The organism is Paenibacillus sp. 3LSP (genome assembly GCF_032465655.1).
Classification (GTDB): domain Bacteria; phylum Bacillota; class Bacilli; order Paenibacillales; family Paenibacillaceae; genus Fontibacillus; species Fontibacillus barengoltzii.
In genome coordinates, this window is sequence record NZ_JAWDJI010000227.1 from 1 (window position 1) to 2075 (window position 2075).

At 55.1% G+C, this 2075-nt stretch carries 1 protein-coding gene; it reads right to left on the minus strand.

Annotated features, from left to right (window positions below):
• Positions 1-185 precede the first annotated feature (185 nt).
• A complete protein-coding gene (cysS, locus tag RW092_RS19600) occupies positions 186-1592 on the minus strand; it encodes a cysteine--tRNA ligase (protein ID WP_316011038.1) in 1407 nt (468 codons plus the stop codon).
• Between the last annotated feature and the right edge of the window lie 483 nt (positions 1593-2075).

Sequence of the window (2075 nt, forward strand, 5' to 3'; positions counted from 1 at the left end):
GGCGCTGGGCGCGGCCGGGCTTGGCGGCTCCGCCGCTAGGCCCGGTCGCCCCGCTGCAGCGGCGTCCTGGCCGGGACGCACTGCTGCGCCGGTCAGGTCGCCTGCGCCCGATTCTTGGCGCGGCCGTCCGCCTGCGTCTAGGCCTGACCGCCCGGCTGCGCCTGCCCGTGGCTCTTGCGGCCCGCTCATTTGCGCCGCCATCTCATGCCCTGCGGCGTATCTTCGAGCACGATGCCGCGGGCATCCAACAGGTCGCGGATTTCGTCCGCGCGCGCCCAGTTCTTGGCCTTCCGCGCTTCAGCCCGCTCCGCAATCAGCGCCTCGATCTCTTCCCCAGGCAACTCCGTCTCCGGCGGCAAAGCGATACGCAGCACGCCGTTCATCTCCTCGAACAGCTGCAGCGCCGCTTCCAGATCACCGCGTGCTGCCACCGCCTGCTGCAGCAGCGTATTCACTTCGCTCACCCATTCAAACACCGCCGTAATCGCGTCCGGGGTGTTGAAGTCGTCCTGCATTTTGGTATGGAACAAATTGCGGATCGTCTCCAGCTTCTCTGCCCACTCCGGGGTAACCTTCGGTTCCCCGCCCTGCGGTGCTGCGCTCAGACGATGGCGAAGGTTGTTCGCGGCGTTGCTGATCCGTTCTACACTGCGCTCCGCTTGCAGCATCGTCTCTTCCGAGAAGTTCAGCGGATTGCGATAGTGAGTCGATAGCATAAAGTAACGGATCGCTTCCCGTTTATATTGTGCACGCAAATCCTTGACAAGTACACCGTTGCCTAGGGACTTGGACATTTTTTCCCCGTCGATATTGATATATCCGTTATGCATCCAGTATCTGGCGAGCGGTTTGCCCGTGGCAGCTTCCGATTGTGCAACTTCGCATTCATGGTGCGGGAACTGCAGGTCCTGACCCCCGCCGTGAATGTCCAGCGTGTCGCCCAGCAGTTGCCGAGACATCGCCGAGCATTCGATATGCCAGCCGGGACGACCTTCGCCCCATGGGCTGCTCCAGTGGATTTCGCCGGGCTTGGCCGCTTTCCATAGCACGAAATCCTCCGGATTCTCCTTACGTTCGTCCACATCGATGCGGATGCCAAATTGCAGCTCGTCGATATTTTGACCAGACAGCTTGCCGTATTCCGGAAATTTGTGCGTACGGAAAAATACGTCCCCGCCGCTTTCATAAGCAAACCCTTTTTGCTCCAGGTCGCGGATAAAGTCGATGATCACATCCATGTTCTCCGTAACCCGCGGATTTGCTGTGGCACGCGGAATTCCAAGGCCGTCCAGATCCTCGTAATAGGCTTTAATAAACATCTCAGCCACTTCCGGCACGGTGAGCTTCATCTCTTCCGCTTTGCGAATCAGCTTGTCATCTACATCTGTAAAGTTTACAACGTAATTTACATCGTATTTCTGATTCTCCAGGTAGCTGCGTACCACGTCAAAAAAGATCATCGGCCGCGCATTCCCAATATGAATATAACCGTATACGGTAGGTCCGCAAACATACATCTTCACTTTTCCCGGCGTCAGGCTGACGAACTCTTCCTTCGCCCGGGTTAAGGTGTTATAGATTTGCAATGCCATACTACACTTTCCTTCCCTGTAAGGTTAATTTCCTGCGGTTGATATTGGTTGTTTTCCAATTGGCTTTCCATCACGATGGGGGTCATCGGAGTGAATGCGACATCGAATCTTGAATTCAGTCAGTCGCTCCGTTGCTCACGTAGATCCACCTACGCTCCGCTACTCACTCCCTCCTTCATCCAACCTTCTCGGTGCTGAAAACCCAATTTGAAAACTTTGATTCTATGCGGTTGTTTTCCAATTGGCTTCCCATCACGATGGGGGTCATCGGAGTTGGTGTGGCGTCAAGCCGCCCCCATTGCTAACGGACCTCAGAGACCTTATTGTCTCATTTCCCAGGGTTTTCCCCGTCTAGCTAAGATGAACGTAAACAAAAGACAGCCCTCCAAATTGCTACATCTCGTAGGTTAAAATGGATAGTGATTAAACCCAACCATTTCAGAGCTACATAGCAAAGGAGAGCTGATACTATGCAGTCTACCA

Excerpts from the sequence above, each read along its gene's own strand:
- cysS (WP_316011038.1), bottom strand. The coding sequence starts at position 1,592 with ATGGCATTGCAAATCTATAACACCTTAACCCGGGCGAAGGAAGAGTTC.